Here is a 24355-nt window from a genome sequence, read left to right on the forward strand (position 1 = left end):
AAAGGTTTTGTCAGGCGGGCAGCGCCGAGCGCTTTTCGATCCGGCTGTGCGGCTCACCCTCGGGAATGCCGACCGGCACGCCGTCGCGGATCAGCCTGGCCCGCACCGTCTCGATCGGAATGCCGTTCCAGCCGCGCTCGGCGGCCAGCGCCGCGAATGTGCCGGCCGCCTGTCCCTGCAAGCCCGTCGGCGCCATGTTGCGCGCGAACTTGTCGACGTCATGCGTCATCGAGGCGCAACGGCCGGCAACCAGCAGGTTCTGCACTTCGTTGGTCATCATGCTACGAAGCGGAAACTCGAAACGCATCAGCTTGAGCGACATCTTCCGCGCCCATTCGTCGCTCGCGCTTCCCTCGTGACCGAAATCCGGCCCGTGGATTTCGGCGCTGCCGTAATCGACCGAGGTCATGACGGCGACGGAATCGTCGAACCTCGCCCCGCGCTCCAGATCGTCATAGGTCAGGGTATAGCGGCCCCTGATGCGTCGCGTCTCCCGGACGCCGAGATAGGCGGACGTGTCGACCAGAAAACTGTGCTCAAAGCCCGGCAGCAGCGTCCGGCACACCCGGACGAGATCGCGAAGCTGTTTGCGGCCCTCGATTTCCGCCCTGGTGATGTCGGCCGCGTTGGTGCCGTCGATATTGTAGATACGGGTGCTGTTGCAGATCAGGATCGCGTGCTCGGTATTTTGCACCGGGTTCACGCCGCTGAAGCGCAGATAATTGACCGGCGCGGAGGGATCCATCAGCCCCGTCGCCTTGGCCTTCTCGACGATCGAGAAAAATCCGTCGATGCGGACGATGCCGGCATCGAGATCGACGACGCGGCGGCCGTCGTCCTGGGAAAAATCCTCCGGATGGCTGTCGATGTAGGCCTTGAAGCGGGTGAGATCGATGTTTGCGATCCGGCCCATCACCGTGGTCGGACGCATCGCCCCATCCTCTTCGCGGCCCTTGACGAAGGGAACTCCGGCGCTGGCGGCGACGTCACCGTCGCCGGTGGTATCGATCACGACTTTCGCCAGTACCGCCTGACGGCCGGACTTGTTGTCGATGATGACGCCTTCGATCTTGCCGTCGCGCATCAGCGGCTCGGAAGCCCACGTGTACAGCAGCACGTCCGCGCCCGCTTCGACCAGCATGTCGAGCGCGGTCAGCTTGTAGGCCTCGATATCCCAGGGGATGACGTCGCCGAGCCCGGCGCCCTGCTCCTGCGCCAGACGCGTGAAGAATTCGCGGGGAAAGCCGACGAGTTCGCTGGCGGGAATTACGATCAGCCCCATCGCCGATCCCGTGGCGGTGCCGCCGAGAAAGCCTGCGCGCTCGATCAGCAGTGTCTTCGCGCCGTTGCGCGCCGCCGCTACCGCTGCGGCGATGCCGGCGACGCCGCCACCGCACACCAGCACGTCGACATTGGCCGCCACTGGAATGGTGCGCTGGCCGATGGTGACCTGCGATGAGGAAATGTCCAACAACGTGATACTCCGGTGATTCAACTGGAAGGATCGGTCGCTAGCGCTTGGCCGGGCGATCGGTAGCGCCGGCGTCGGCCGGGTCGGGAAACCGGCGGCGATAGGATGCGATGTAGAGCCTGGGCGCGACGTGAATGTGCTCGCGGCAGATCGTCAGCAGCGCCGGCTCGTCGCGCTTCTCCAGCGCTTCGATGATGCCCCAGTGCTCGGCCCTCGCACGCTCCAGATATTCCTGCTGCGTGATGATGAAGGACCGCACGCCATGGGCCTTCTGTGCAAACTGCTCGATCGTCTCGACAAGCTCGCGATTGTTGCAGGCGGCAAAGAAGGCCCGATGGAAATCGATATTGGCGCGGAACGCGGCGCTGACATCGCCGTCTTTGGTGGCCTTGTCGTGCCTGCGCTGGACCGACTTGATGTCCTCGATCTGTTTTGGCGAGGCCAGGCGGAGAACTTCCCGCGCCGCCGCGCCCTCGAGCAGTTCGCGGACGAAGTAGATCTCGTTGACCTCTACAGGCGTCAGCGCGCGCACCACGGCGCCGCGGTTGGGCAGCCGCTCCACCAGACCCAGCCGGGCCAGTTGCGCCAGCGCCTCGCGCACCGCGTAGCGCTTCGCCGAAAAGCGCTCGATCAAGGCGTCTTCGACCAGCCGTTCGCGCAGATTGATGAAGCCCAGGACGATGTCCTCTTCCAACTGGGCGACGATCGTGGCGACCACCTGCTCCATGGCCCGGCCACGGGAGTTCGCGGTGTCTTCGGTCAATTTTGCTCGCACGCCTGCCTTCATCTCATCACCCTGCTCAATCCTGCAAGTGCTGTCAATAATATTATCGATAATCTTATTGACACCCAAAGGCAGCCTGCCGGGCGAGGCCGGTTCTACTGTGCATGGGGTTGTTTTCCGGTTTTTGGATCCAGACCCTGCGGAGCGCCGCCCGAGGGCTGCACCACGCCCGTCGTTAGCGCTTCGCGCTTACGACGAAGCGGTCCAACTCCAGGCCATCATGCGGCTAAGGCAGCACCTCGCGCCGCTCGGCCAGCAGCGCGTCGACCTCGGCGCGCTTGTCTTCCAGCAGGCCCGCATCCGCGGCCTCGATCACCGTGTAGAGCTCATGGGCGTCGCTGAGCCGGGTCACCGTGACGTAGTCGGCGCCCGCTGAGTAGAGATCGCTGACATTGGCGAGGAAGTCGGCGGTGGCGACGAGTTTGGCGGTCGAATTGAGCGAGCGCACGTGGCGGACCAGCTTTTCGTTGTTGGCGCCGACCAAAAGCGAATCCGGCACGCTCAGGATGATGATCTCGGCCTTGCCGATGCCGGCATGCACCAGCGTATCGACATTGCTGATATCGCCGTAGATCACATGCACGCCGCGATCCGTCAGCGTTTTGAACACGACCGGATTGAAATCGATCACCGTGAGCTGCTCGAGCAGCGCCGGGTTTTGCCGCTCGATCTCGGCGACCAGCGCGCTGGCCGCCCGGAAGAAACCGAGGATGACGATGCGCCTGGTTTCGCCATGCCCGCCCTCGTGCCCGGCTTCGCCCTGCGCGTGATCGAGGTCGCGCAAGCCGATCCGCTTCAAGGGCGCGATCAGGCCCTGGGTGATCTGGGCGCTGCGCGTCATGAAGAAGGTCGAGAGCACCGCCAGCACCACGAAGGCAAAGGAGACCGCGCTCGCCGTCTCCGTCTTGATATGGCCCGCGGCGATGCCGGTCTGGATCACCACCAGCGAGAATTCGGAGATCTGCGCCAGGTTGATCGCCGGCAAAAGGCTTGCCCGCAGCCCCTGCTTCATCAGATAGAGCGGCGTGAAGGTCGTGACCAGCCGGCTCACGACGGTGAAAACGGCAATGATCAGCGCCAGCCCGATCACCGATCCGCTAGGAATCGGGATGGTCATGCCGAGGCCGACGAAGAACAGCGTGATGAAGAAGTCGCGCAGCGTCGTGACCTTGGCCGTGACGTCGAGCGCATAGGGGAAGGTCGAGAGCGACACGCCCGCCACCAGCGCGCCCATCTCGCGCGACAGATGCAGCTTTTCGGCGATCTCGCCGATCAGGAAACACCAGGCCAGAGCGCCCAGCATAATAAGCTCCGGCCGCCGCGCGATCTGGTGGAAAACCCGTGGCAGCACGAAACGGCTGAGCAGCAGCGCGGTCGCCACCAGCGCGGCGACCCTGGCGATCGAGATCAGGATCACCGTGACCTGGAGATTGGCAAGGCTCGGCTGCACCGCGAGGAACAGGATGGCAAAGATGTCCTGGAGCACCAGCACGCCGAGCGTGATCCGGCCCGGCAGCGTGTCGAGCTCGCGCTTTTCGTACAGCACCTTGACGATGATGACGGTGGAAGACAGCGCGCAGGCGATGGTGACGTACAGCGCGTCAAATCCCCCGCCCCCGAGTGCGAGCCCGATGGCCATGAAGAACAGCACGCCAAGCACGCAGCCGCCGATCAGTTGTCCGCCGGCCGCGAACAGGATCACGGGACCCGCACGGATGATCTTCTTCAGGTCGATTTCCAGCCCGATCATGAACAGCATGAAGATCAGGCCGAGTTCGGAGATGACGTTGATCGATTCCTGGGACTTGACCCATCCCATGCCGAATGGACCAATGAAAAACCCGGCGATAAGGTAGGCGAGGATCAGCGGTTGCCGGGAAAAATGGGCCAACAGGCCGAGCACCCACGCAAACAGGATGCATAAGGTGATATCGCCAATAAGCTCATGCATGAATCGAGAAATCCCTTCGCGACAGCCTAAATACACGCTGCTGCCGGTCAAACAAGCAATGTGTCACACCCGCATGAAAGCGGCAATTTGCGCAATTCTGGCCTGTCTTTTACTGATACACACGCGCGGCGCCGAGGCACAGACCGCCAATAGTATTGAGCAGAATTTTGCCTCATCGCTGACATCGGTCCCGTCGGAAGCGCTTGCGGTCTCCGGGAGTTTCTACGTTCCGGTCTATTCCAGCGTCTCGATGAGCCAGGGCAAGCTGCGCGCTGATTTTTCGGTGACGCTGAGCGTCCACAATGCCTCCGAGAGCCGACCCCTGGTGCTGAAGCGGGTCGCCTATTTCGACACGGCAGGCAAGCTGGTGGAGAGCTACCTGAAGGCGCCGGTTGCGCTAAAACCATTCGCGACGATCGAAGTCTTCATTCCGACCTCCGATGTCAGGGGCGGCACCGGCGCCAATTTCATGGTGGACTGGGCGGCTGCCGGCGAAATCGCGGAACCTGCCGTGGAGGCCCTGATGGTCGGCGGCATCGGCGCAGGACACTACGCCTTTATCAGCCAGGGACGGCCGGTGAAATTGGTCGGCAAGAATTAGTCTACAAAGAGGCGGTGCAACGCCGCCTCCTCAACGAAAAAAGAAAACGGAGAAAATGCCCAATGACGTCACCGTCCTCCTCAGCCCAATTCGATTACGCTCCATTGCTTCCGGCGGGATTGCCTGCGCCGGCCGCGCGATGGACGGGGCTCGCCAAATACAGCTTTGTCGGCGGCAACAACGATCCCGACGGGGTACCGGTTGAATATCTGGCCGATGCGGTCAATGCCGTGCTCAGGCGTGAGGGCAAGGCGCTCGCGACCTACAATCTGGCGCACGGTCCGCAGGGTTATCTCCCCTTGCGCGAATTCCTCGTCAAGAAGCTCAAGCGCGACGCCGGCATGGCCTGCACGCCCGATGACATCATGATCGTCTCAGGCTCGCTCCAGGGGCTCGACCTCGTCAACCACACGCTGCTGGCGCGCGGCGACACCGTGCTGATCGAGAAGGAGAGCTATCAGGGCTCCATCAACCGACTCCAACGGCTCGGCGTCAACATGATCGGCATTCCCCTCGACGACGGCGGCATGCGGATCGATGCGGTGGCGAACGCGCTTGCCGAGCTCAAGCAAAAGGGCATCACGCCGAAATACATCTACACCATCCCGACGGTGCAGAATCCGACCGCGACCATCATGCCCGAGCAACGCCGCACCGAGTTGCTGAAACTTTCCGAGCAACATGGCGTGCCGATCTTCGAGGACGACTGCTATGCCGACCTGACCTGGAACGGCAAACGCCCGCCTGCGCTCTACGCCATGAGCAAGACTTCCAACGTCATCCATCTCGGCTCGTTCTCCAAATCGATCGCGCCGGCCCTGCGCGTCGGCTTTCTCGTCGCGCCCTGGGCGATGATGTCGCGGATGCTGGCGCTGAAGACCGACGCCGGAAGCGGCGCGCTGGAGCAGATGGTGCTGGCGGAATTCTGCGCACCGCATTTCGAAACCCATGTGCCGCGGCTGACCAAGGGCCTGCGCGCCAAGCTCGACACGCTGATGGAGTCCCTGAACGAGCAGTTCGGCACATCAGCCGAATTCGAGGAACCCGCCGGCGGCATCTTCCTCTGGGTCAAGCTGCCCGACAATGTCGACACCATGAAGCTATATCAGGCCGCGCTCGCGTCGGGCGTTGCCATCAACCCCGGGGTCGAGTGGTCGGTCGACAAGCCCTATTCCGGCAGCCGCCTGCGCCTGTGCTTCGCCAGCCCCTCGCATGACCAGATCCGCGAGGGCGTCGCGGTGCTGGCGGAGGTGTGCCGCAAGGAGTTTGGCGTGCCGGCCAGAAGCGCAAATGTAGAGAAGCGCGCGAAGGGCTGACGATTGGTCGATGGCCACCGCTGAAGGGAGGAAGGAGTGGCGGTCGGTCCAAGACCGTCCGGCATATCCGCGTTTCAAGTCCGACCCGGACCAACCCTCCTGACCCGATTGCGCAGAAGGGCCCACGTGGGGTTCAGATGATGGACTCGCTCTCGGACTCGTGACCATGTCACAGGCCGAACTCGACAGTGTTGAAGCGACGTCAGAATGCATTCCTTTTGCCGGCCTAATCGCTTCGCCATCTAATGGATGAGACAAGCATCCTTGGGTTTACGGAGAAGTTGAATGACCGAGCTAAGATTTCTGTCGGCTGCGCTGATCGCCGCAACCGTGTTCGTAACTCCAGCTGTTGCTCGCGAGAGCCATATTGGCTCGCGCCACCACTCGAGTACCGCCGATGCGCATTTCGAGAGAGGAGTCCGTCTTATTGATGAAGGTAATCGGTTTCGCAGGTACGAGAGCCGCGATGTATGGGGTCACTGGGGCACCTACTACGGGCCCATGGTTCCCGCATTTCCATGATTTGAATTGGTAGACCTTACTAGGCAGGAGTCTGTCGTTGGGCACAATGCGAGATCGCGAACGCAGCGAGTGACGTCCGTTCTTGGGTGCCGGCTTAACCGGCTCTCTCGGGTTCTGACCTATAATCCAACCCGGGTCATGAACGTCGGGGCCAAGCCGCTGATCGGCTGCGGCTTGAGGGCATCGTTGAGCATCAGCCAGTCGCGAAACCTGATCCCGCGTATCCGACGACAACTAAGAACCACCCTCACCTCACCGCGAACGGCGCCTGGTATGGCCGGCCGAACGGCACGCCGTTGACCACGGTCTGCACCGGCTTCAGCAGCACCTTGCCGTCGCGCTTGTTGTTGCGGGTGTCGACGAAGGTGGTCGGCCCTTCCGCCACTTCCATGATCGCGACGTCGCCGGGCGCGCCGATCTGCAAGGTGCCGATCTTCGGCGCGCGGTTGATGATCTTTGCGGGCGTCACCGTCGCCGCCGCTACCACCTGCTCCAGCGAGGAGCCCATGGCGATGAATTTACTCATGACGTTCGGCAGGTAAGGCATGCCCGGTGAGTTGCCTGAGAACACGTGGATGTCGGACGAGATCGTGTCCGGCGCGCAGCCGCCGGGGACGGCGACTTCCGCCACCGTGAAGTCAAAGCTGCCGCCGCCATGGCCGACATCGAAGATCACGCCGCGCTGTTTGGCGGCGAGCGCCGCGGGAAGCAGTTTTCCTTCCTGCACGATGTTGGTGAAGACACCGGCGATGTTCGGCGCGCCGGAATAGGCATGGGTCAGCACGTCGCCCGGCCGCAGCAGGTCGAGGATATCCGACATCAGCTCCTTGGTCTCGACGCCGCCGATATGCACCATCATCTTCGCCGGCCAGCCGCACGTCTCGCAGGCCTTGATGCCGCGCTTGAGCGGCTCCAGCCCATGCTTGGCGATGACGTTTTCCGACATCCGCACTTTCACGCCGAGCAGGAAATCCTGATTTTCCGCCAGCGCCATCGCGCAGGCCTCGGTTTGCGCATAGTCGATGTTGTAGAGCTCGGCGACCGGGAAACCGGACAGGCCGTTATTGGCGATGTGCAGGAACGCATAGATGCGCGCCCGCGATTGCGCCACGATGTAACGGCGCAGCGCGCCGAGATTGTTGACGCCGGCATCGCCGGCCGAGACCAGCGTGGTCGTGCACTGGAATTGCGCCAGCTCGTCGGCGGGAATGCCGATCGCCGAGCCGTAGGGATAGACGTGGCTGTGCAGGTCGATCAGGCCGGGCGTGACCAGCTTGCCTGAGGCGTCGATCGTCTTCAACGCGCGCGCGGCGGGAATGTCGTTCTCGATCGCCTCGATCGCGCCCCAGCGGATGCCGATGTCGCGCTTGCCGCGCAGCGACTGGCTGGGATCGAGCACATCGCCGCCCTTGATGACGAGGTCGAACTTGTCGTTCGGTCCCATCGCGGCGCCGGCCGGGCCGGCGATGGCGGCTGCTGCGGCAGAACCTGACAATGCAAGGAAATGACGGCGCGAAAATCCGGCCATGGTGACGCTCCCCCTCAGGATTGATTTTTATGGCGGGATGATGCGCCGCGACCGCGCGTTGCGCAAGCGGCGCGCGATGGAAAGGCGCCTATTAAAAACTCGTCTTAGCCGGATCGCTCGGCGGCGCCTTGGTGGAGTCGCTTTAAGCGAGTCGAACTAGGGGCCTTCTCTTTTTTGCGATCTGTTCGTCATGCGGCCGTCGCGCTGCCAGCGGATTGCCGCCCTTCCTTTTCCAGCCAATCGCAAAACGCAGCGGTCTGTGAGCCGCGTTCGCTCCCTGAAGGCAGGTACGCGAAGTAGCTCCTCGCAGGAAGACTCACCTCGGGAAACGGCATGATCAGGCGGCCGGCTGCGGCATCATCGCCGATCAGGGCGGTCGGCCCCATCGCCACGCCCAAGCCATCGATTGCCGCCTGAATGGTCAGGAAGAAATGATCAAACGTTAGCGTGCCTGCAGGGGTGAGACGGGCCTGTCCTGCTTGCCTTAGCCAATCGCGCCACAGCCGCGGCATCGACGTGACGTTCAGCAATGTGTGCTGCGCGAGATCGGAGATCTCGTTCAGCGGCAGCTTCGCGATCAATGCCGGGCTGCAGACCGGCAACCGGCGCTCCGAAAGGAACAGGCGGGACGCGAAGCCATGAAACGAATCCGGGCCGCCCCGGATGACCACGTCGAACGTATCGGCAAGCGCATCGATCGGGTCGTTCGACGTGGTGAGACGGACCTCGATGTCGGGCCGCTCGTCGCGGAAACGACTCAGTCTCGGAAGTAGCCAGCGCATGCTGAATGTCGCCAATGCGTTGACGCGCAGCACGGCCGCCGGCACTGCGCCATTCGTCGCGCGATGCCGTTGGACAGCGGCCGAAATGCGGTCGAGCGCCGGGCCGATCTCCTCAAGCAGTGCCGTGCCGGCCGGTGTGAGCGTGATCCGCCGCGTCGATCGCCAGAACAGCGCGGGAGCTCCCAGCCGATCTTCAAGGAGACGTATTTGCTGACTGATCGCGCCGTGCGTAACGCCCAATTCGATGGCCGCCTCCTTGAAGCTGCCAAGCCGAGCTGCCGCCTCGAAAGCGCGGACGGCGTTGAGAGGTGGCAAAGCCCTGCGAGGGACGGAAAGGCTCATTAGATAGAATTCCTAACTCATATCCCGATTATTACTGATTTGTGACAAGCGTCTCAATCCTTCAAGGTGGATTCGTCGCGGAACAATAGCGCATAGGCGGTTCGAAATGGGCCGCTATGTAGATTTTCTATCATTGGAAAACCCCTGTTCACGCGAACACGGAGAAATTGACATGAACGACGCCGCGATAGCGGCTGCGAGCCGCTCACAGGAAACCGCATCAGGTTCGTCGGCGCCGAGGAAATCCCGCAGCCTGCTGGCTGCGTGCCTCGCCCACGCGCTTCATGACGGCTACACCGACGGTCTCTATGCCTTCCTGCCGGTATGGCAGGCGCAATTCGGCCTGTCCTATGCGGAGCTTGCCGTCGTTCGCGCGCTGTATTTCGGGACGATGGGCGGCATGCAAATCCCGGCCGACCGGGCGCTTCGCGGCTTGTCGCCGCGCGCGGCGCTAATCCTGTCGACCGTCGCCGCGGCGGCGGGCTTGCTGATCATGGCGCTGCCGTTCGGCTTTGCGGTTCTTTGCATCGGCCTCGTCGTGGCCGGCATCGGATCGAGCATCCAGCACCCACGTGGTTCGATGCTCGTCACCGACAGCTATGGCACGGCGTCGCGACGCCCACTCGCCATCTACAATTTTTCTGGCGATCTCGGAAAGGCCGCGTTGCCGGCGCTGGTTGCAGTGCTGTTGCCGATCCTTGCCTGGCAATCGGTGCTGGGCTTGATGGCGGTGCTTGGAATCGTCCTGGTGGTCGCGCTCTTGTTCCTGGCGCCGGCGGCTTCCGTGAGCAGGAATGCCAGGGGAGACGCGACTTCCGGCCGTGGCCGGGGCGGCTTCGGCGTCCTCACAACGATCGGCGCGCTCGATACGGCTACCCGCATGGGTTATCTGTTGTTTCTGCCCTTCCTCATCCATGGACAAGGCGGAGACTTGCCAACCGTCGGAATCGCACTCGCTCTGCTGTTCATCGGCGGCGCGTTCGGCAAGGCGACGTGCGGCTGGCTCGGCGAGCGGCTGGGCGTCGTCAGGAGCGTCATGGTGACCGAGGCAGCAACCGCCTTGCTCATCGCGACGACACTGTTCACGCCACTGACGCCGACGCTTATCCTGCTGCCGTTGCTCGGCGTGGTGCTGAACGGCACCTCTTCGGTACTCTACGGCACCGTGCCCGAGCTTTCCGATGGAGATACGGGGCGGGCTTTCGCAGTCTTTTATACGAGCGTCATCGGCGCGGGAGGTCTGGCGCCGATCCTCTACGGCGCGATTGCCGATCACAGCAGTCGGACGATCGGCGTGCTGGCCTCAGCGGCGACTGCTGCCCTGATCGTTCCGCTTGTGCTGGCGCTGCGGCCGCATCTGCAGAGCTCCACCGCGGGACCTCGCGAGTCCTAGATCACCATCCCATCACCACCTGAAGGTTCGCTAAATGGATACCATCTCGCAAGCGCCGGTCATTCTGATAACGGGTGGAAGTCGTGGCGTCGGCGCGGCGACTGCGCGGCTTGCTGCCGCACAAGGCTACGATGTTGCGATCAGCTTCGTCTCCAACGAAGCCGCCGCTCTTGCAGTGACGGCTGATGTCGAAGCCGCGGGACGCCGGGCGTTGCGCGCGCGCGCGGATAGCGCGGATCCGGAGCAGGTGACTCAGCTATTCGCCGCGATCGACCGGGAGTTCGGTCGGATCGATGTGCTGGTGAACAATGCCGCGGTATTGGCGCGGCAGTCCCGGCTGGACGGTCTGGGATTCGAGCGGATGCAGCGCATCTTCGCCGTCAACGCGATCGGTCCTATCCTCTGCGCGCAGCAGGCCGCGAAGCGGATGTCCTATCGTCACAACGGGCGGGGCGGCTCCGTGATCAACGTCTCATCTGCGTCAGCCCGCCTCGGCAGCCCAGGCGAATATGTCGACTACGCCGCATCGAAGGGCGCTCTCGAGACATTCACGATCGGCTTTGCCAAAGAGGTCGCGCGGGATGGGATACGCGTCAACTGCATTCGCCCCGGGCACATCTACACCGAGATGCATGCGAGCGGCGGAGAGCCCGGCCGGGTGGATCGCGTCAAGGACTCGATCCCGATGGGCCGCGGCGGTCAGCCTGAAGAGGTCGCGCGCGCGATCCTGTGGCTGGCAAGCGCCGAGGCTTCGTTCGTTACCGGCACGTTCCTCGATGTCACCGGCGGCAAGTGAGTAAGCGGCGGTGGAAGCCATCTTGCTTCTACTTTGCCAGGCCAGCTCATGCGCCGATCGCTCTCCACCTCAGTCCCGTCTGAACGCCTGTTCAGAATTCTCTTGCAGTTCCTCCGGAACGTTCCCTCACATCGCATGTTTGATGTTCACCCAATTGGAGGAGGACATCATGAGGAAGATTGGACTTGTCATTGCAGCCCTTGGTGCGCTCGCGATCGCGGCGCCGTCGATCGCAAGCGCGGAGACCGTGGTCATCAAGCGCGGCGGTCATCATCATGGCTGGCATGGCGCCCGCGCCCAGATCCACCATGATCGCGGTCTGCACCGCGGCTGGCGCCATAACCATCACCGCGGCCACACGGTCGTGATCAAGAAGCGCTATCACCACTACTGAAGGCCAACGCAGCGAAAGTGGCTCCGCGAGGGGCCATTTTCTTTGCGCACTGCGGACATCTCACTCGTCGTCACCCGGCTTGACCGGGTGACCCAGTATTCCAGAGGCCGCAGTGATTCAGCCGAGAAGCCGCGGCGTACTGGATCGCCCGGTCAAGCCGGGCGACGACAACCAACGAGTTTTGGCTGCTTGACGTAGTCGCAGCCTAATCCCAATCCGGCCCGAAGCCCGGGCTGACGCAGCGGCGGTTCTTCGGCAACCCCGCAATCGCCTTGCGATCCTCATCATCGAGCGTGACCTTCAACGCATCGAGATTGGCCTTCTGGCTCTCGGCCCGTGACGCCTTCGGGATTGCGACTACGCCATCCTGATCCAATAGCCATTTCAGCGCGACCTGCGCCGCGCTGGCGTTATGCTTTTTGCCGATGCCAGCCAGCGTCTCGTCGGAGGCCACCCGTCCCTGCGCCAGCGGACAATAGGCCACCAACGGGATGCCGTGCGCAGCCAGATATTTCATCAGCTTCGTCTGGTCGAGCATCACATGATACTCGACCTGATTGCAGGCGATCGGCGCCCGGATGTCCTCGACCACGGTTTTGAGCAACGCGGTGGTGAAATTGGCAACGCCAATCGCACGCGTGCGGCCCTCCTCCTTCAGCTTCAGCAGCGTCTCGAACACGGCAGGCAGCTTCATGCTGCGCGAGGGCCAGTGCACCAGATAGAGGTCGACATGGTCGAGCCGCAGCTTCTTCAGGGACGCATCGAACGCCCGGCGGATCGCATCCGGCGCCAGGTTGTCCGGCCACACCTTGGTGGTGACATGCAGCTCGCCGCGAGCGAGACGCGCGGCCGCAAGTGCCGCGCCGATCGCTTCCTCATTGCCGTACATCTCCGCGGTGTCGATATGGCGGTAGCCGAGCCCGAGCGCGCTTTCGACCGCAGCGCGGCAGGCATCGCCCTGGAGGCGGAAGGTGCCGAGGCCGAGTTTAGGCATGCCGATGCCCTGGCTTCTGATGGTTTCCATGACTATTCCAAACGAGTTCAAGGCCGCAGGCCGGCGGCGTTAACGGCAAAACCAATGGCTTGGTTGATGGGCGGGGTAGAACGGGGTAACAGAGACGAACATTCTGCCAGCGCGCAGCGCGGCAAATCAAGGGCGGCACACATGCATTTGGGCAACGCACTACAACGATGGCTCAACTCCCACGGCCTGCTGGGGATCGCCATCGGCGTGCTCTGCGTGGCCACTGCACTTTCGGTGTTGTTTGTGGTCGGCGGCTATTATCTGGTGACGCCCTAGCGAAGACGACCGGCTCAGATGTGCTGGGCCAGCAACTGCCCGGGCCGGCCGTCGGGCTGCGGCTCGATATCGACCGACCACAGATCGCTGTTGCCGGCGTCCTTCAGCCTCACCGTCATGATTCCGGTCCTGCCGTCGATGTCGACGCGGCCGAAGAATTGCATCCCAAAACAGGGCGCAAGATTTTCGCCCTCGCAACCTTTTTGAAACATCGCCTTCGGACCAAAGGTGTTGTCGAGCGGACCCGGCCCCCAGGTCCGGCGTGCAGCGGCCCGGAGATGAATTCCCAGAACGGCTCAAAATCCTGGAAGACGGCGCGGTTCGGATCGTAGTAGTGCGCCGCGGTGTAGTGCATGTCGGCGGTCAGCCACACGATGTTGCGCACCCCTGCCCGCTTGATAAACGACAAGAGGTCCGCGATCTCGTGCTCGCGCCGCTCCGGCGAGCCGTCCCCGAGCGCGATCGCATCCTCGCTGACCACTCCGATCGGCATGTCGGCGGCGATCACCTTCCAGGTCGCGTTGGAAGCCAGCAGCGCGCGTTTCAGCCAGGCGAGCTGCGCCTTGCCGAGAATGCAGGTGTCGTGGTCGTCGCCCTTGTTGACGGTGGAATCGCGATAGCTGCGCATGTCGATCAGGAAGACGTCGAGCAGCGGCCCGTATGGCACCTTGCGATAGACCCTGCCGTCCCGCTCCGGCATGGCGCGCATCGGCATGAATTCGTGGAACGCGCGGCGGGCGCGCGCCACCAGCAGCGACGAGCCGTCCTCTGCGTAGCCGGTCTCGTCCACGGTGCCGGCGGGCGACCAGTCGTTGGTCACCTCATGGTCGTCCCATTGCGCCAGCATCGGCACCTGCGCGTGGAAAGCGCGAAAATTCTCGTCGAGCAAATTGTACTTATAGTTGGCGCGGAATTCCGCGAGGCTATGCGCGACGACTGATTTCTCCTCTGTCACGACGTTGCGCCAGACTTCGCCGTTCGGCAGCTTCAGCTCCCGCTCGACCGGACAATCGGCGTAGATGTGATCGCCGGAATGAATGAAGAAGTCGGGACGGTTGTCGAGCATGGTGCGATAGGTGCGCATGCCGCCGCGCGACAGGTCGATCCCCCAGCCCTGGCCCGCGGTGTCGCCCGACCAGACGAACGATAGCGAACGCGACTCGGTGGGCGCGGTTCGGAAATGGCCCGTCAGCATTTCGCCGGCAAGGCCCGTTTCGTGGAGGTTCTCGAAACGCACGCGATAAAAGATGTCCTGTCCGGACGGCAGGCCTTCGAGCAACAGTTTTGCGGTGAAGTCGCGATCAGGCAACGCATCGAACGATGCCGCGCGAAAAATGGTGTCAAAACTTTCGACCGTGGCGCACTCGACGCGCATCCGCGCAGCCCGGTCGGCGCGCGCCCAGATCACGGCGGTGTCGGCCGAGACGTCGCCCGACTGGATACCGCCCGCGATCAGCGGCCTGTCCGCGGCGCGGCTGAGATAAGGTTTTGCGAGCGTGCCGAGGCTAGCGAGCGCCGCGGTGGAAGCCGAGCCGGCCAGCAATTGCCTTCTCGTCAGCCCAGATCTTGTAAGCCTTGTAAGCCCGGGCCTTCCACGTCCCGCAATCGCCATCCGGCCGCCCTCGTCGAATCACGACGAAGGGTGCCTGCGCAACTTGACTCCTGGCCGAAGGTTTTACGACAGCGGGATGACTCTCGAGCATGATCCGGAAGAGTGGGAAACGGTTTTCCCTCGCGATAAACGCGAAGCGTTTGCGCGGAGATCATGCTCAAATAAGATGAGCCGACGGAATCGGCCCTGCCGTTCTGCATCACTTCCAGTTACAGATGCCGCCGGATCGGCACGGCCAAGTCTGGACTCGCGTCTGGACCCGCGTATCCATTGCCTGTGCATCGAGCGGGTTGCTGTGTCGCCGCACGACCCTTGCACGCGCCGGAACGTGCGGCCTCGCGACACGCGTCTTCTCGACGCGCGGCTTCTCGACCTGCTCCCGCGTCACCCGCGTAGTGCGAACGACGCGCGGCGGCGGCGTATCGCTGCGGGCCTCCACCGCCACGGGCGCGAATTGCGCCGGCGGCCCGAGCCGCTTCGGCGACAGCACCGCCTTCGACAGATCGAGGCCGAAGAATTCGTCCGCGCGATACTGATCGGCCGCAGCCGAGCCTGCCCAGGCCAGCAACAGCGCGGAGAAGACGAAGGTGGAAACAGCTTTCAGGCCCATGGCAGGCCTCCAGAAATACAGGGCCGGGAACCGACATTATGTAGGGAGCCGCACCGCGCGAATCCAGCGGGTGCGACGATCAAGGTTACCGTGTGCTGACATCTTGCGCAAAATTCCCGTGCAATATTCGGGAATTCCGCACCGCACGGCCGAACGTCCTTACCGGGCCGGCGACGTTTGGTCGCTCAGCAGCGGCAAATGTTCAAGCTCTTGTCGAGTTCCATATCGAGCTTGTGCTGCTCGGCATCGAAGTTCGTCATCTTGTCCTGCTCCTCCTGCTCCGCCCCGGCGTTCGGAGTGAAGGTCGGCGCGCGCGGTTGCAGATGGCCGATCGGCGCCTGCGGCACCGACGAGGGCCGCTGCGGCTGGCCGAGCGGATCGGCCGTGGCTGCGGCGCTGACAAAAAGAGCGGCAGAGAACGCAGTCGCAACGAGGAATCGTGAGGCCATGGATCTCTCCATCGAATGTGCGCGGCAAGCGCTTCGCGCAAGGTCAATTCGGCATCGGAAAGATATGCCTGCTCAGGGCCCACCCCAACTAAATACAAATTCATTCTCGTTCATTTTCGAAATCGGCCGATCACGACTCGCTGACGGCGAGGTGCGCGTTCATCGGTGATGCAGACAACATCGCCAGCGTTTGTTGTCAGAACCGTCGAATGAATCTTTTTATAATCGATTTCATCGTCGTCAAAGCCCATCTCAGGAGTGGGCAGGTTGAGATGGACTACGAACATGAGGACGATTCAGAAGCTTGCGATTGCATCGGCAATCGCCTTTCCAGCCCTTGCATTTGCTGCAATGACGACGGCGGCGGCCAAGGCCGGCCCTGTCGTGCCCTCCGGCCACTACTGCCTTCTGTATGATGAGGGCGGCACGGATTGCAGCTTTACGAGCTACGAGCAATGCCTCGCTACCGCGGACGGACTTGCCGCCGAATGCTTTGGCAAGTCGATCTACGATGACGCGCGCGAAGCGGTTGGAAACAACAGTATCCGATAGTGATGAGCGCGAAGCGGGCGCCATCAGTTCTGCGGGTCCGGGCAGGCGATCTCCACCCGGCACCCCGGTCCCGGCTGGATCGTCAGACGGAAGCCATGCAGCTTGACGATGGCCGCAACCAGACTGAGGCCGAGACCGACGCCCGGCGTACTTCGAATCTTGTCGTTGCGATAGAATCGCCGCAGCACCGCCTCACGCTCGCGCTCACTGATGCCGGGACCGCTATCGGTTACCCTGATGATGGTCTCGCGCTCGCCGCGATGCAGCCGGATATCCACCCTGCCGCCCTCCGGCGTGAACTTGATGGCGTTGTCGATGAGATTGGCAACTGCCTCCATCAACAGATCCCGGTCTCCTCGCACGTGCAACGGATCGGGCGCCTCGACATGCAGGGCGATGTTCTTGTTCTCGGCGATCGGCTCGTAGATGTCGTCCACCTCGCGCAACAGGTCGTGCAGCGCGACGTCGCCGAAGGCGGCCGAGCGGCGGCTGTTCTCGATTTCCGTGAGACGCAGCAGCGCGGTGATGATGGTGAGCGACTGGTCGATGCTGGCGACCGCCTTGTCGACGGCCTCCTGGAGCTGCTCCAGCGAGGTGGCGTGCGTGCGTCCGCGCTCGAGCACGAGCCGCGCGCGCGTCAGCGGCGTGCGCAGGTCGTGGGCGATATCGTTGCCGACTCCGGCCAGCGCGTGGATCATCGTTTCCATCTCGTCGAGCATGCCGTTGACGATGCCCGCCAGCTTGGAAAAAGGCTCCTCGACGGGACGGTGCGGCAACCGCTCGCTGAGATCGCCGGCGATGATGCGCTGGACTCGCTGGTTGACCTGCTCGACCCGCTTCTGCGCACGTACGCTGAGCCAGGCGCCCGCCAGCAGGCAAAGAAAGAAGCCGGGCAACAGACCGAGTGCGAGCGCCTGTCCGACGACATGGGAGATCTCGCGGGCCTCGTCGATATTGCGGCCGAGCAGCAGCACTTCGCCGTTCTCGAGCCGCCGCGCCATCGCGCGAATCGTCTGCCGCTCCCTGCCGCCGCTGTGGTTGATCTTGACGATCTCGGCGCTCTGCGGCCCGCTGTCGATCTGTAGCCGCGTCGGCAGACGTTCGACATTTCCGATGATGCGGCGCCCTTCGGCGTCGAAGATGGCGGCAAGCTGCACATCCCGGGCGTCCTGCTGGAGGCGTTCTTCGACGGCCAGCCGCCTCCGCTCGGGCGAAAGGATGGCCATTCCCTCCATGTGTCCGACAATGACCTTGTCCGACCGGTCGATCAGATAATCGTCGATCTTGAAGTAGATGAATCCGAACAGCACCAGGATGAACGCGGCGAGCATCCCGGCAACCACGAAGGCCCAGTGGAAGGTGTTCGAACGCAGGAATTGCAGATGGCGCATCGGATCGCCGCCGTCCGGGTTTCAGGGCGAGGCGCGCAGGATAAAGCCGGCGCCGCGAACGTTGTGGATCATCGGCGTCTCGTTGGGCCCATCCACCTTGTGGCGCAGCCGCCCCATATGCACGTCGACCAGATTGGTCGCCGGCACGAATTTGTAGTGCCAGACTTCTTCGAGCAGCATGGCCCGCGTCAGCAACTGATCGGCGCGCCGCATCATGTATTCCAGCAGGCGAAACTCGCGCGGCAGCAATTCAATTTCCCGGTCGCCGCGCCTTGCTGTTCGCTCGATCAGGTCGAGTTCGAGCTCCCCGACCTTGAGCGTGGTCTCGCGCGACTCCACGGGCCGACGCAGCAACGCTTCCATCCGCGCAACCAGCTCCACGATGGCGAAAGGTTTCGTCAGGTAGTCGTCGCCGCCCATCCGAAGTCCCCGCACGCGGTCATCGACCGCGCCGAGCGCGCTCAATACCAGTACTGGGGTGCGGACCTGTTCCTTGCGCAGCGTCTCGATCACGGTGAGACCGTCGATCCCGGGCAGCAGGCGATCGACAATCATCGCATCCGGTTGCAGGGAGCGCGCCTTGGCAAGGCCCTCGATCCCGTCGGCGGCCCACTCGACGTCGAAGCCGCGCTCGAATAGTTCGTCCCGGATCTCCTCGGCCGTTTCGCTGTCATCCTCAATCAAAAGAATTTTTGCCATAAGGTGCTCAACGACGTTACGTTTGCCGGCGCCGACTGGCGCCGCGCCCTCAGTTGCCTGCAAGCGCTGGATCTTACGACGAAACTTGGTCCCGGCGGCGGAGCCGGACGGCGACGCCGGCCTTGCCGGGGGGCTGCAAGGCAGGACGTGCGCCATCCGCCCGACGGCCACGTAATCACCGCCTCCGGGGAACAAGCGCGGCGGGGCCGCTCTGCGATCAAGATAAGTAAGCATTCGGTGCTCCACCATTAAATTGGGTTTTAATCTGATCTCTGGTCAGCCGCGATGCGCGACGTGACGCCTTGCGACGGTCGACAAACCAGTCCACTGCACTTCCATACGCCCCGGTGCTTTGCAGAAGGGGCATCGCACCGGCCTCGCGATCAGCAGCCCGGCTGAGGCGTTACGCCGGGCGTTGCGGCGGCTCCCGTTGCGTTGGCCGGCGGCATCATCCCCGGGTTCGCCAGATCCATCGTCACGCCCTCGAGGCATGCCGAGGAGTTCGGCGTCGGCACCACGGCCATGGTCGGCGCGATGCTGGTGCCGCCGAGGTCTGCGACAACAGGTTGAATCGTGCCAGGCGCGGCGCCATTCGGAATGTCGGGAGTGGAGAGCGGCAATGCGGCGCCATTGGTTGGCGGACCGCCCGGAATCGTGCTGCATACGGTGGCAGACGAAGTGCCGAGCGGCGATGCCGGCGATATGGTTCCGGTAGTGCTGATCGCGATTGGCGTCGGAATGGTGCCCAAGGCGGTTCCCGGCGTCATCGTCGTCGACAAGTTCGTGGCCGAACTTGTCGTGGCCGTGCTGCCCGCACTGAATGTGGGGACTGCGGCTGGGGTCGTCGATGACGCCGGCGTCGTGCTGATGGCAGGCGGCGCAGCCACTACCGTTCCCGGTGCCGACGACTGTAGCGGTATGGTCGAGCCGGGAGCATCGGTCAAAAACGATGTTGCAGGCGTTGCGGATAGCGGGAGCGGCGCGGTCGCGCCGTTGCCCGCAGATGTGGCAGACACAGCAGGCCCGGAGGCGGTCACAGGGGGCATCGCCCCGATGTCAGCCGACATGGAGGCAACTGGTACTGGCGCCGTACCTGGCGCGATTTGTCCCGTCGGCGCCGAGCAGGTCACGACTGTTCCCGGTGTCGTCGGATCGGACGCCAACGGCACGGGCGCCAGCGTGGTGACGGCCGTGCCCGGCTGGGTTATCGCCGAGAACGGACTCGGACCGTTGAGCGGCGACGACACGATCGCGCCCGGCGTCGTCGGAACGCCCATGGCGGTGCTGCCCATGGTGGAGACTTGCGCCGAGCAGGCGCTGGCCCCTGCCAGCAAGATGGCAATCGTTGTAAGCATCAAGCGCTGCATCGCCATCATCTCCTCCGCGACCGTCTAGCTCGTCTTCGGTTTGTCCTTGCGAATCGAGACCTTGGCGCCTGCCGCCAGGTTCACCATCGGATTGAGAACGACCTGATCGCCGGCCTTGACGCCGTCGTGCACTTCAACCTCGGTGCCGAAGTCGCGCGCGATGGTGATCTTCTGCATGCGGACGGTATCGCCCTCGACGACTGCGACATGCACGCCGGCCTGATCGAATATCACCGCATCGGCAGGTACGATCATCGATGGCGTCTTTCTGGGTATGAACAGCTCGACGGTGCAGTAGACCCCGGGACTGAGCGCACCGTCCGGATTGGGGACGTCGATCTCGGTCAGCAGCGTTCGGCTGCCCGGCTGCAACGCGCTGGCGATCCGCGTTACCTTGCCGGGAAAGGTTCGCCCCGGAATCTCGGGGACCCGCACCACCGCGTCGACGCCGGGCCCCAGCCCGAAGGCCTGGTCCTGCGGCACGAACACCTGGGTGCGGATCACGTCGGGGTGCTGGAGCGTGAACATGAAGGTCGATCCGGCCTGCACCAGACTGCCATTGTCGACGGCACGCTGCGTGATCACGCCGTCGAACGGCGCCACCACCCGCTGGTAGGCCTTCTCCTGCTCCAGGATGCGAATCTGGGCCTGCTGGGCTTCGATGTTCGCCTGGGCGACCGACACCGCGGCCTGCTGCGCCTGAAGGGTCAGGCGGTCATTGTCGCCCTGTTGCAAGGTGAGCCATCCCTGCTTGACCAGCTTGCTGTCACGCGCATTGGTGACTTGGGCGAGCTCCTGGCTTGCCTGCGTCTGCTGCAACGTCGCCTGGTTCTGGACCAGCGTCGCCTTGGCCTGCGCGATCTGATGGTCGAGCTCGGGGGCGGTGATGTCGGCCAGCAGCGCGCCGGCCTTGACCCGGTCGCCGATGTCGACGTAGCGCTTTTCGATGTAGCCCGACGTACGCGCAAGGATATTCGCCGCCTCGAATGCCGTCGTGGTCGCCGGCAGGCTGACGTTGATCGTGCTGTCGCTGTTGCGAATGGTGGCGACACGAACAACCGGGACCATCGTCCGCCTTTGCTGCGCCGTGGCGGCGAGTTCGAGTCCGGCCTGGTAGTGGCGCCAAACTCCCAATGCGAGGCCGCCCAGCAGCAACAGCAGCGCGCTGCCGCCGAGCAGCGCGCCTCCGTAACCGCGCCGCTGCTTGCGCGGCGCATTGGGCAGCGTGACGACGCGGTCGACATCCGGATCGCGGCGATCCTGTCCGCCGTCGTCTTTCGGCCGCACTTGAGTCTCGGTCATTCCGGTACTTCCTCGAATACGCCATGGTGAGGCTTTCCGTCGTTGCCTTTGCGCAGCATGGCGAACAGGTAAGGCACGATCAGCAATGTGGTGGGCGTTGCGAACAGCAGGCCGCCGATGACGGCGCGCGCGAGCGCTGCATTTTGCTCCTCGCCGGCCCCGCCGATCGCCATCGGGATCATGCCGACGATCATCGCGGCAGCGGTCATCAGCACCGGCCGGATTCGGGTGTGGCCGGCGCTCAGCGCGGCTTCAAAGGCGGTATGGCCCTTTAGCTGCTGCTCGCGCGCGAACGTCACCAGCAGGATCGAGTTCGCCGAAGCCACGCCGACCGCCATGATCGCGCCCATCAGCGACGGCACGTTCAGCGTGGTGCCGGTAATGAACAGCATGGTGACGATGCCGCAAAGCGTCGCCGGCAAAGCCAGGATCACGACGAACGGATCGCCCCAGGTCTGGTAGTTCACCACCATCAGCAGATAGACGAAGACCGCGGCGAACAGCAGCCCGATGCCGAGATTGCGGAACGAATTGTTCATGCTCTGGATCTGGCCGATCACCTGAATCGTATTGCCGGGTTTCAGCTTCTGTTGCAGTTCGGTCGTGACCTTGTGGATGTCGGCTGCGACGCTGCCGAGATCGCGTCCCTGCACGCTGGCATAGACCTCGTACACCGGCTGGATGTTGGTCTGGTTGGAGTTGGTCGGCAGCGTGTCGCGCTTGAACGTTGCGACATTGCTGAGCATGCCGGGAACGACCTGCCCGCTCATCGCCAGCGAAGTGGAGACCGGGGTGTTTGCAAGCGCGTTCAGCGAGTTGACTGTTCGCTCCGGCGTTTGCACCGCGATGTAATAGGGAATCCCCGAGGCCGGATCGGTCCAGAAGTTGGGCGACACCTGCTCCGACGAACTGAGGCTGACATTGATATTGGTGGCGACCGTGCTGGCATTGAGGCCAAGCTGCGCCGCCCGGGTCCGGTCGATGTCGGCAAAGAACGCCGGCGCATTGACTTCCTGCTGCAAATGCGCGTCGACGATGCCGGGTATCGCGGCAAGGCGCTGGCGCAATTCCTTGGCAACGGCCAGGTTACCCTTATCATAGCCCACCGTCCGCACATCGATCTGCGCCGGCAGCCCGAAGTTCAGGATCTGCGTCACGATATCGGCCGCCTGGAAGTAGAACGTGTTCTGCGGAAATGCCGCCGGCAGCACCTCGCGCAATTTCTTGACGTATTGGGCGGTCGGCTTGTGGCCGTCCTTGAGCGCCACCTGGATCACGCCATCGTTGACCCCGATGGTCGAGCCGTCGCTGAATGCGAGGTTATAGGCACGCGCCGGCAACCCGATATTGTCGACGATCAGCGAGCGTTCGTTCTCGGGAATGACTTCGCGAATCTTGTCCTCGACCGCCTGGAAGATCGCCTCGGTGCTCTCGATACGGGTGCCGGCGGGGGCGCGAACGTGAAGCTGGATCTGGCCGCCGTCGATGATCGGGAAGAAGTCGCGGCCGACGGAAAACAGCATCACCGTGCCGAGGCCGAGTATCAGGAAGGCGACGATGGGCACGATCGCCCGGCGGCGAAGCAGCGTGCCGAGCAGCTTCGCGTATCCCGCGCGCATGCGCTCGAAGCCGCGGTCAAACGCGGCGGACATCCGCGCGAAGCGGCCGGCTGGGGCGCCGCTATCGTCGCCGTGACGGCGCTCGCCCTTGAGCAGCAAGCCGATCGTGATCGGCGTAAGCGTCCGCGACAACAGGTAGGAAGCCAGCATCGCAAACACGACGGCAAGCCCAAGCGGCGTAAACAGATACTTGGCCGGCCCGTCGAGGAACACCACCGAGGTGAACACGCAGCTAATGGCGAGTGTGGAGACCAGGGTCGGAATTGCGATTTCGGCAGCGCCATGCAGCGTCGCCTCGGGAAGCGGCATGCCCTCCTCGGTCCACAGCCGGTGCGTGTTTTCGATCGTGACGGTCGAATCGTCGACCAATATGCCGACCGCCAGCGCCAGGCCGCCCAGCGTCATGGTGTTGAGCGTTTCGCCGAGGAAATACAGCACGACCAGCGACGACAGGATCGCCAGCGGGATCGAGATCATCACCACCAGCGTCGAGCGCCAGGAACCCAGGAAGACCAGGATCATCAGCGCGGTGAGGCCCGCCGCAATGGCGCCTTCACGCAGCACGCCATTGACCGAGTTGGTGACGAATACCGATTGGTCGAACAGCTCGTCGATCTTCATCCCGGCGGGAGCCGCGGCGCGGATCGCCCCCAGCGCTTCCTTCACGCCGTTGACGACCGCCAGCGTCGAGGCATTGCCGTTCTTGATCACGCTGAGCAGGACCGAGCGGCGGCCATCCTGGCGCACGACGTTTTGCTGGACCAGCGATCCGTCGCGCACCTGCGCCACGTCCTTCAGGAAGACGGTGGCGCCGTTGACGAACTTGACCGGCATCATGTTGAGGTCGGCGATCGACGCCGGCGTGGCATTGGTCCGCACCGTATACTGGGTGTCGCCGATCTTGGCCGTTCCGGACGGCAGTGTCAGGTTCTGCGTATTGACGGCGTTCACGATGTCGAGCGGCGTCAATCCGCGCGACAGCAGCTTGTCCGGATCGATGTCCACCATGATCTGGCGATATTTGCCGCCCGCCGGCGTCGGCAGCGTGACGCCGGGGACCGGGGCGAGAGCCTGGCGAACGCGGTAGATGCCGAAGTCGTAGAGCTGCTGTTCATTGAGGCTGTCGGAATTGAGACTGAGTTGCAGCACCGGAACGCTCGAGGCGTTGAACTGCACGACGATCGGCGGCTGAATGCCGGGCGGCATCAGCGCACGGATCGCATTGGTCGCCGAGACGATTTGCGCGATCGCGAGGTCGAGGTTGACGTCGGGCTGGAAGTAGATCTTCTGGACCGACAGACCGTTGAGGGTCTGCGCTTCCATGTTCTTGATGCCGTTGACGTTGGCGCTGATGGAATACTGGCTGTAGGTGCTGACGCGCTGTTCCATTTCCGGCGTGGTAAGGCCGGTGTAGCTCCAGATCACGGTCACCACGGGAATGCGTATCTCGGGAAAAATATCCGTCGGCATCGACCGGATCGCGGCGACACCGAGAAACAGGATCAGCGCCGCCACCACGTAGAATGTATGCGGAAATCGCAGCGCAAACCGGACAATGCCCATAACAAATCCTC

Annotated in this window: 21 protein-coding genes and 1 pseudogene; 8 read left to right on the forward strand and 14 right to left on the reverse strand. The window is 63.4% G+C overall.

The features are described from left to right. Positions 1 to 10 precede the first annotated feature (10 nt). The 3 genes from JQ628_RS27245 to JQ628_RS27255 form a co-directional block, all read right to left on the reverse strand. Entirely contained in the window at positions 11 to 1474 is a 1464-nt protein-coding gene (locus tag JQ628_RS27245; RefSeq protein ID WP_212227388.1) for an FAD-dependent oxidoreductase, read from the reverse strand. 37 nt (positions 1475 to 1511) lie between these two features. Then, positions 1512 to 2234, reverse strand: a complete 723-nt coding sequence (locus JQ628_RS27250; protein WP_212227390.1) for a GntR family transcriptional regulator — start codon at positions 2232 to 2234, stop codon at positions 1512 to 1514. Between the two features lie 247 nt (positions 2235 to 2481). Then, positions 2482 to 4206 carry a cation:proton antiporter gene (locus JQ628_RS27255; RefSeq protein WP_212227399.1) on the reverse strand — a complete coding sequence of 575 codons (1725 nt, stop codon included), beginning with the start codon at positions 4204 to 4206 and terminating at the stop codon, positions 2482 to 2484. 73 nt (positions 4207 to 4279) lie between these two features. Here JQ628_RS27255 and JQ628_RS27260 point away from each other — a divergent pair, with 73 nt between their 5' ends. After that, a complete protein-coding gene (locus JQ628_RS27260; RefSeq protein WP_212227401.1) occupies positions 4280 to 4807 on the forward strand; it encodes a DUF3124 domain-containing protein in 528 nt (175 codons plus the stop codon). Between the two features lie 62 nt (positions 4808 to 4869). Continuing rightward, the gene (locus JQ628_RS27265) at positions 4870 to 6123 is read left to right on the forward strand and encodes a PLP-dependent aminotransferase family protein (RefSeq protein WP_212227403.1); all 1254 of its coding nucleotides are present in this window, start codon (positions 4870 to 4872) and stop codon (positions 6121 to 6123) included. Positions 6124 to 6892: 769 nt separating this feature from the next. On the opposite strand, the gene JQ628_RS27270 is transcribed toward JQ628_RS27265, so the two are convergent. Both JQ628_RS27270 and gcvA read right to left on the reverse strand, forming a co-directional pair. Then, the gene (locus tag JQ628_RS27270) at positions 6893 to 8173 is read right to left on the reverse strand and encodes an amidohydrolase/deacetylase family metallohydrolase (protein ID WP_212227405.1); all 1281 of its coding nucleotides are present in this window, start codon (positions 8171 to 8173) and stop codon (positions 6893 to 6895) included. Positions 8174 to 8361: 188 nt separating this feature from the next. Next, the gene (gene gcvA, locus JQ628_RS27275) at positions 8362 to 9297 is read right to left on the reverse strand and encodes a transcriptional regulator GcvA (RefSeq protein WP_212227407.1); all 936 of its coding nucleotides are present in this window, start codon (positions 9295 to 9297) and stop codon (positions 8362 to 8364) included. A 172-nt stretch (positions 9298 to 9469) separates the two neighbouring features. Here gcvA and JQ628_RS27280 point away from each other — a divergent pair, with 172 nt between their 5' ends. From JQ628_RS27280 to JQ628_RS27290, 3 genes are all read left to right on the forward strand, one after another. Continuing rightward, positions 9470 to 10690 carry an MFS transporter gene (locus tag JQ628_RS27280; protein WP_212227409.1) on the forward strand — a complete coding sequence of 407 codons (1221 nt, stop codon included), beginning with the start codon at positions 9470 to 9472 and terminating at the stop codon, positions 10688 to 10690. Positions 10691 to 10724: 34 nt separating this feature from the next. Further along, positions 10725 to 11486 carry an SDR family oxidoreductase gene (locus tag JQ628_RS27285; RefSeq protein ID WP_212227411.1) on the forward strand — a complete coding sequence of 254 codons (762 nt, stop codon included), beginning with the start codon at positions 10725 to 10727 and terminating at the stop codon, positions 11484 to 11486. 169 nt (positions 11487 to 11655) lie between these two features. Continuing rightward, positions 11656 to 11880, forward strand: a complete 225-nt coding sequence (locus tag JQ628_RS27290) for a hypothetical protein (RefSeq protein ID WP_212227418.1) — start codon at positions 11656 to 11658, stop codon at positions 11878 to 11880. A gap of 205 nt (positions 11881 to 12085) precedes the next feature. On the opposite strand, the gene JQ628_RS27295 is transcribed toward JQ628_RS27290, so the two are convergent. Further along, the gene (locus JQ628_RS27295) at positions 12086 to 12904 is read right to left on the reverse strand and encodes an aldo/keto reductase (protein WP_212227420.1); all 819 of its coding nucleotides are present in this window, start codon (positions 12902 to 12904) and stop codon (positions 12086 to 12088) included. Between the two features lie 54 nt (positions 12905 to 12958). Between JQ628_RS27295 and JQ628_RS27300 the strand changes: the two genes are divergently transcribed. Further along, positions 12959 to 13180, forward strand: coding sequence for a hypothetical protein (locus JQ628_RS27300; RefSeq protein ID WP_212227524.1), 222 nt, complete (start codon positions 12959 to 12961; stop codon positions 13178 to 13180). Between the two features lie 14 nt (positions 13181 to 13194). Here the strand turns inward: JQ628_RS27300 and JQ628_RS27305 are convergent. The 3 genes and pseudogenes from JQ628_RS27305 to JQ628_RS27315 form a co-directional block, all read right to left on the reverse strand. After that, positions 13195 to 14792, reverse strand: a pseudogene (locus JQ628_RS27305) (alkaline phosphatase D family protein). A 199-nt stretch (positions 14793 to 14991) separates the two neighbouring features. Beyond that, positions 14992 to 15402 carry a hypothetical protein gene (locus JQ628_RS27310; protein WP_212227422.1) on the reverse strand — a complete coding sequence of 137 codons (411 nt, stop codon included), beginning with the start codon at positions 15400 to 15402 and terminating at the stop codon, positions 14992 to 14994. 185 nt (positions 15403 to 15587) lie between these two features. Continuing rightward, complete coding sequence (locus JQ628_RS27315) at positions 15588 to 15851, reverse strand: hypothetical protein (RefSeq protein ID WP_212227424.1); 264 nt, start codon at positions 15849 to 15851, stop codon at positions 15588 to 15590. A 285-nt stretch (positions 15852 to 16136) separates the two neighbouring features. Between JQ628_RS27315 and JQ628_RS27320 the strand changes: the two genes are divergently transcribed. Next, positions 16137 to 16403, forward strand: coding sequence for a DUF3551 domain-containing protein (locus JQ628_RS27320; RefSeq protein WP_212227426.1), 267 nt, complete (start codon positions 16137 to 16139; stop codon positions 16401 to 16403). Between the two features lie 23 nt (positions 16404 to 16426). Here the strand turns inward: JQ628_RS27320 and JQ628_RS27325 are convergent, their stop codons facing one another. The 3 genes from JQ628_RS27325 to JQ628_RS27335 all read right to left on the reverse strand — a co-directional run bounded on the left by JQ628_RS27325 (position 16427) and on the right by JQ628_RS27335 (position 19113). Further along, complete coding sequence (locus JQ628_RS27325) at positions 16427 to 17794, reverse strand: sensor histidine kinase (RefSeq protein WP_212227428.1); 1368 nt, start codon at positions 17792 to 17794, stop codon at positions 16427 to 16429. Positions 17795 to 17815: 21 nt separating this feature from the next. Continuing rightward, complete coding sequence (locus tag JQ628_RS27330; RefSeq protein ID WP_212227518.1) at positions 17816 to 18493, reverse strand: response regulator transcription factor; 678 nt, start codon at positions 18491 to 18493, stop codon at positions 17816 to 17818. Between the two features lie 383 nt (positions 18494 to 18876). Continuing rightward, the gene (locus JQ628_RS27335) at positions 18877 to 19113 is read right to left on the reverse strand and encodes a hypothetical protein (RefSeq protein WP_212227430.1); all 237 of its coding nucleotides are present in this window, start codon (positions 19111 to 19113) and stop codon (positions 18877 to 18879) included. Between JQ628_RS27335 and JQ628_RS27340 the strand changes: the two genes are divergently transcribed. Continuing rightward, on the forward strand, positions 19100 to 19888 hold the full coding sequence (locus JQ628_RS27340) for a hypothetical protein (RefSeq protein ID WP_212227432.1): 789 nt from the start codon (positions 19100 to 19102) through the stop codon (positions 19886 to 19888). The genes JQ628_RS27335 and JQ628_RS27340 overlap by 14 nt on opposite strands. Here the strand turns inward: JQ628_RS27340 and JQ628_RS27345 are convergent. Together JQ628_RS27345 and JQ628_RS27350 are read right to left on the reverse strand one after the other, a co-directional pair. Then, positions 19885 to 21162 carry an efflux RND transporter periplasmic adaptor subunit gene (locus JQ628_RS27345; RefSeq protein ID WP_212227433.1) on the reverse strand — a complete coding sequence of 426 codons (1278 nt, stop codon included), beginning with the start codon at positions 21160 to 21162 and terminating at the stop codon, positions 19885 to 19887. The two genes, JQ628_RS27340 and JQ628_RS27345, sit on opposite strands and share 4 nt — an antisense overlap. Beyond that, complete coding sequence (locus tag JQ628_RS27350) at positions 21159 to 24344, reverse strand: efflux RND transporter permease subunit (RefSeq protein ID WP_212227435.1); 3186 nt, start codon at positions 24342 to 24344, stop codon at positions 21159 to 21161. Before JQ628_RS27350 ends, JQ628_RS27345 begins: the two co-directional genes overlap by 4 nt. Between the last annotated feature and the right edge of the window lie 11 nt (positions 24345 to 24355).

The organism is Bradyrhizobium lablabi, from assembly GCF_018129385.1.
Taxonomy (GTDB): domain Bacteria; phylum Pseudomonadota; class Alphaproteobacteria; order Rhizobiales; family Xanthobacteraceae; genus Bradyrhizobium; species Bradyrhizobium lablabi_C.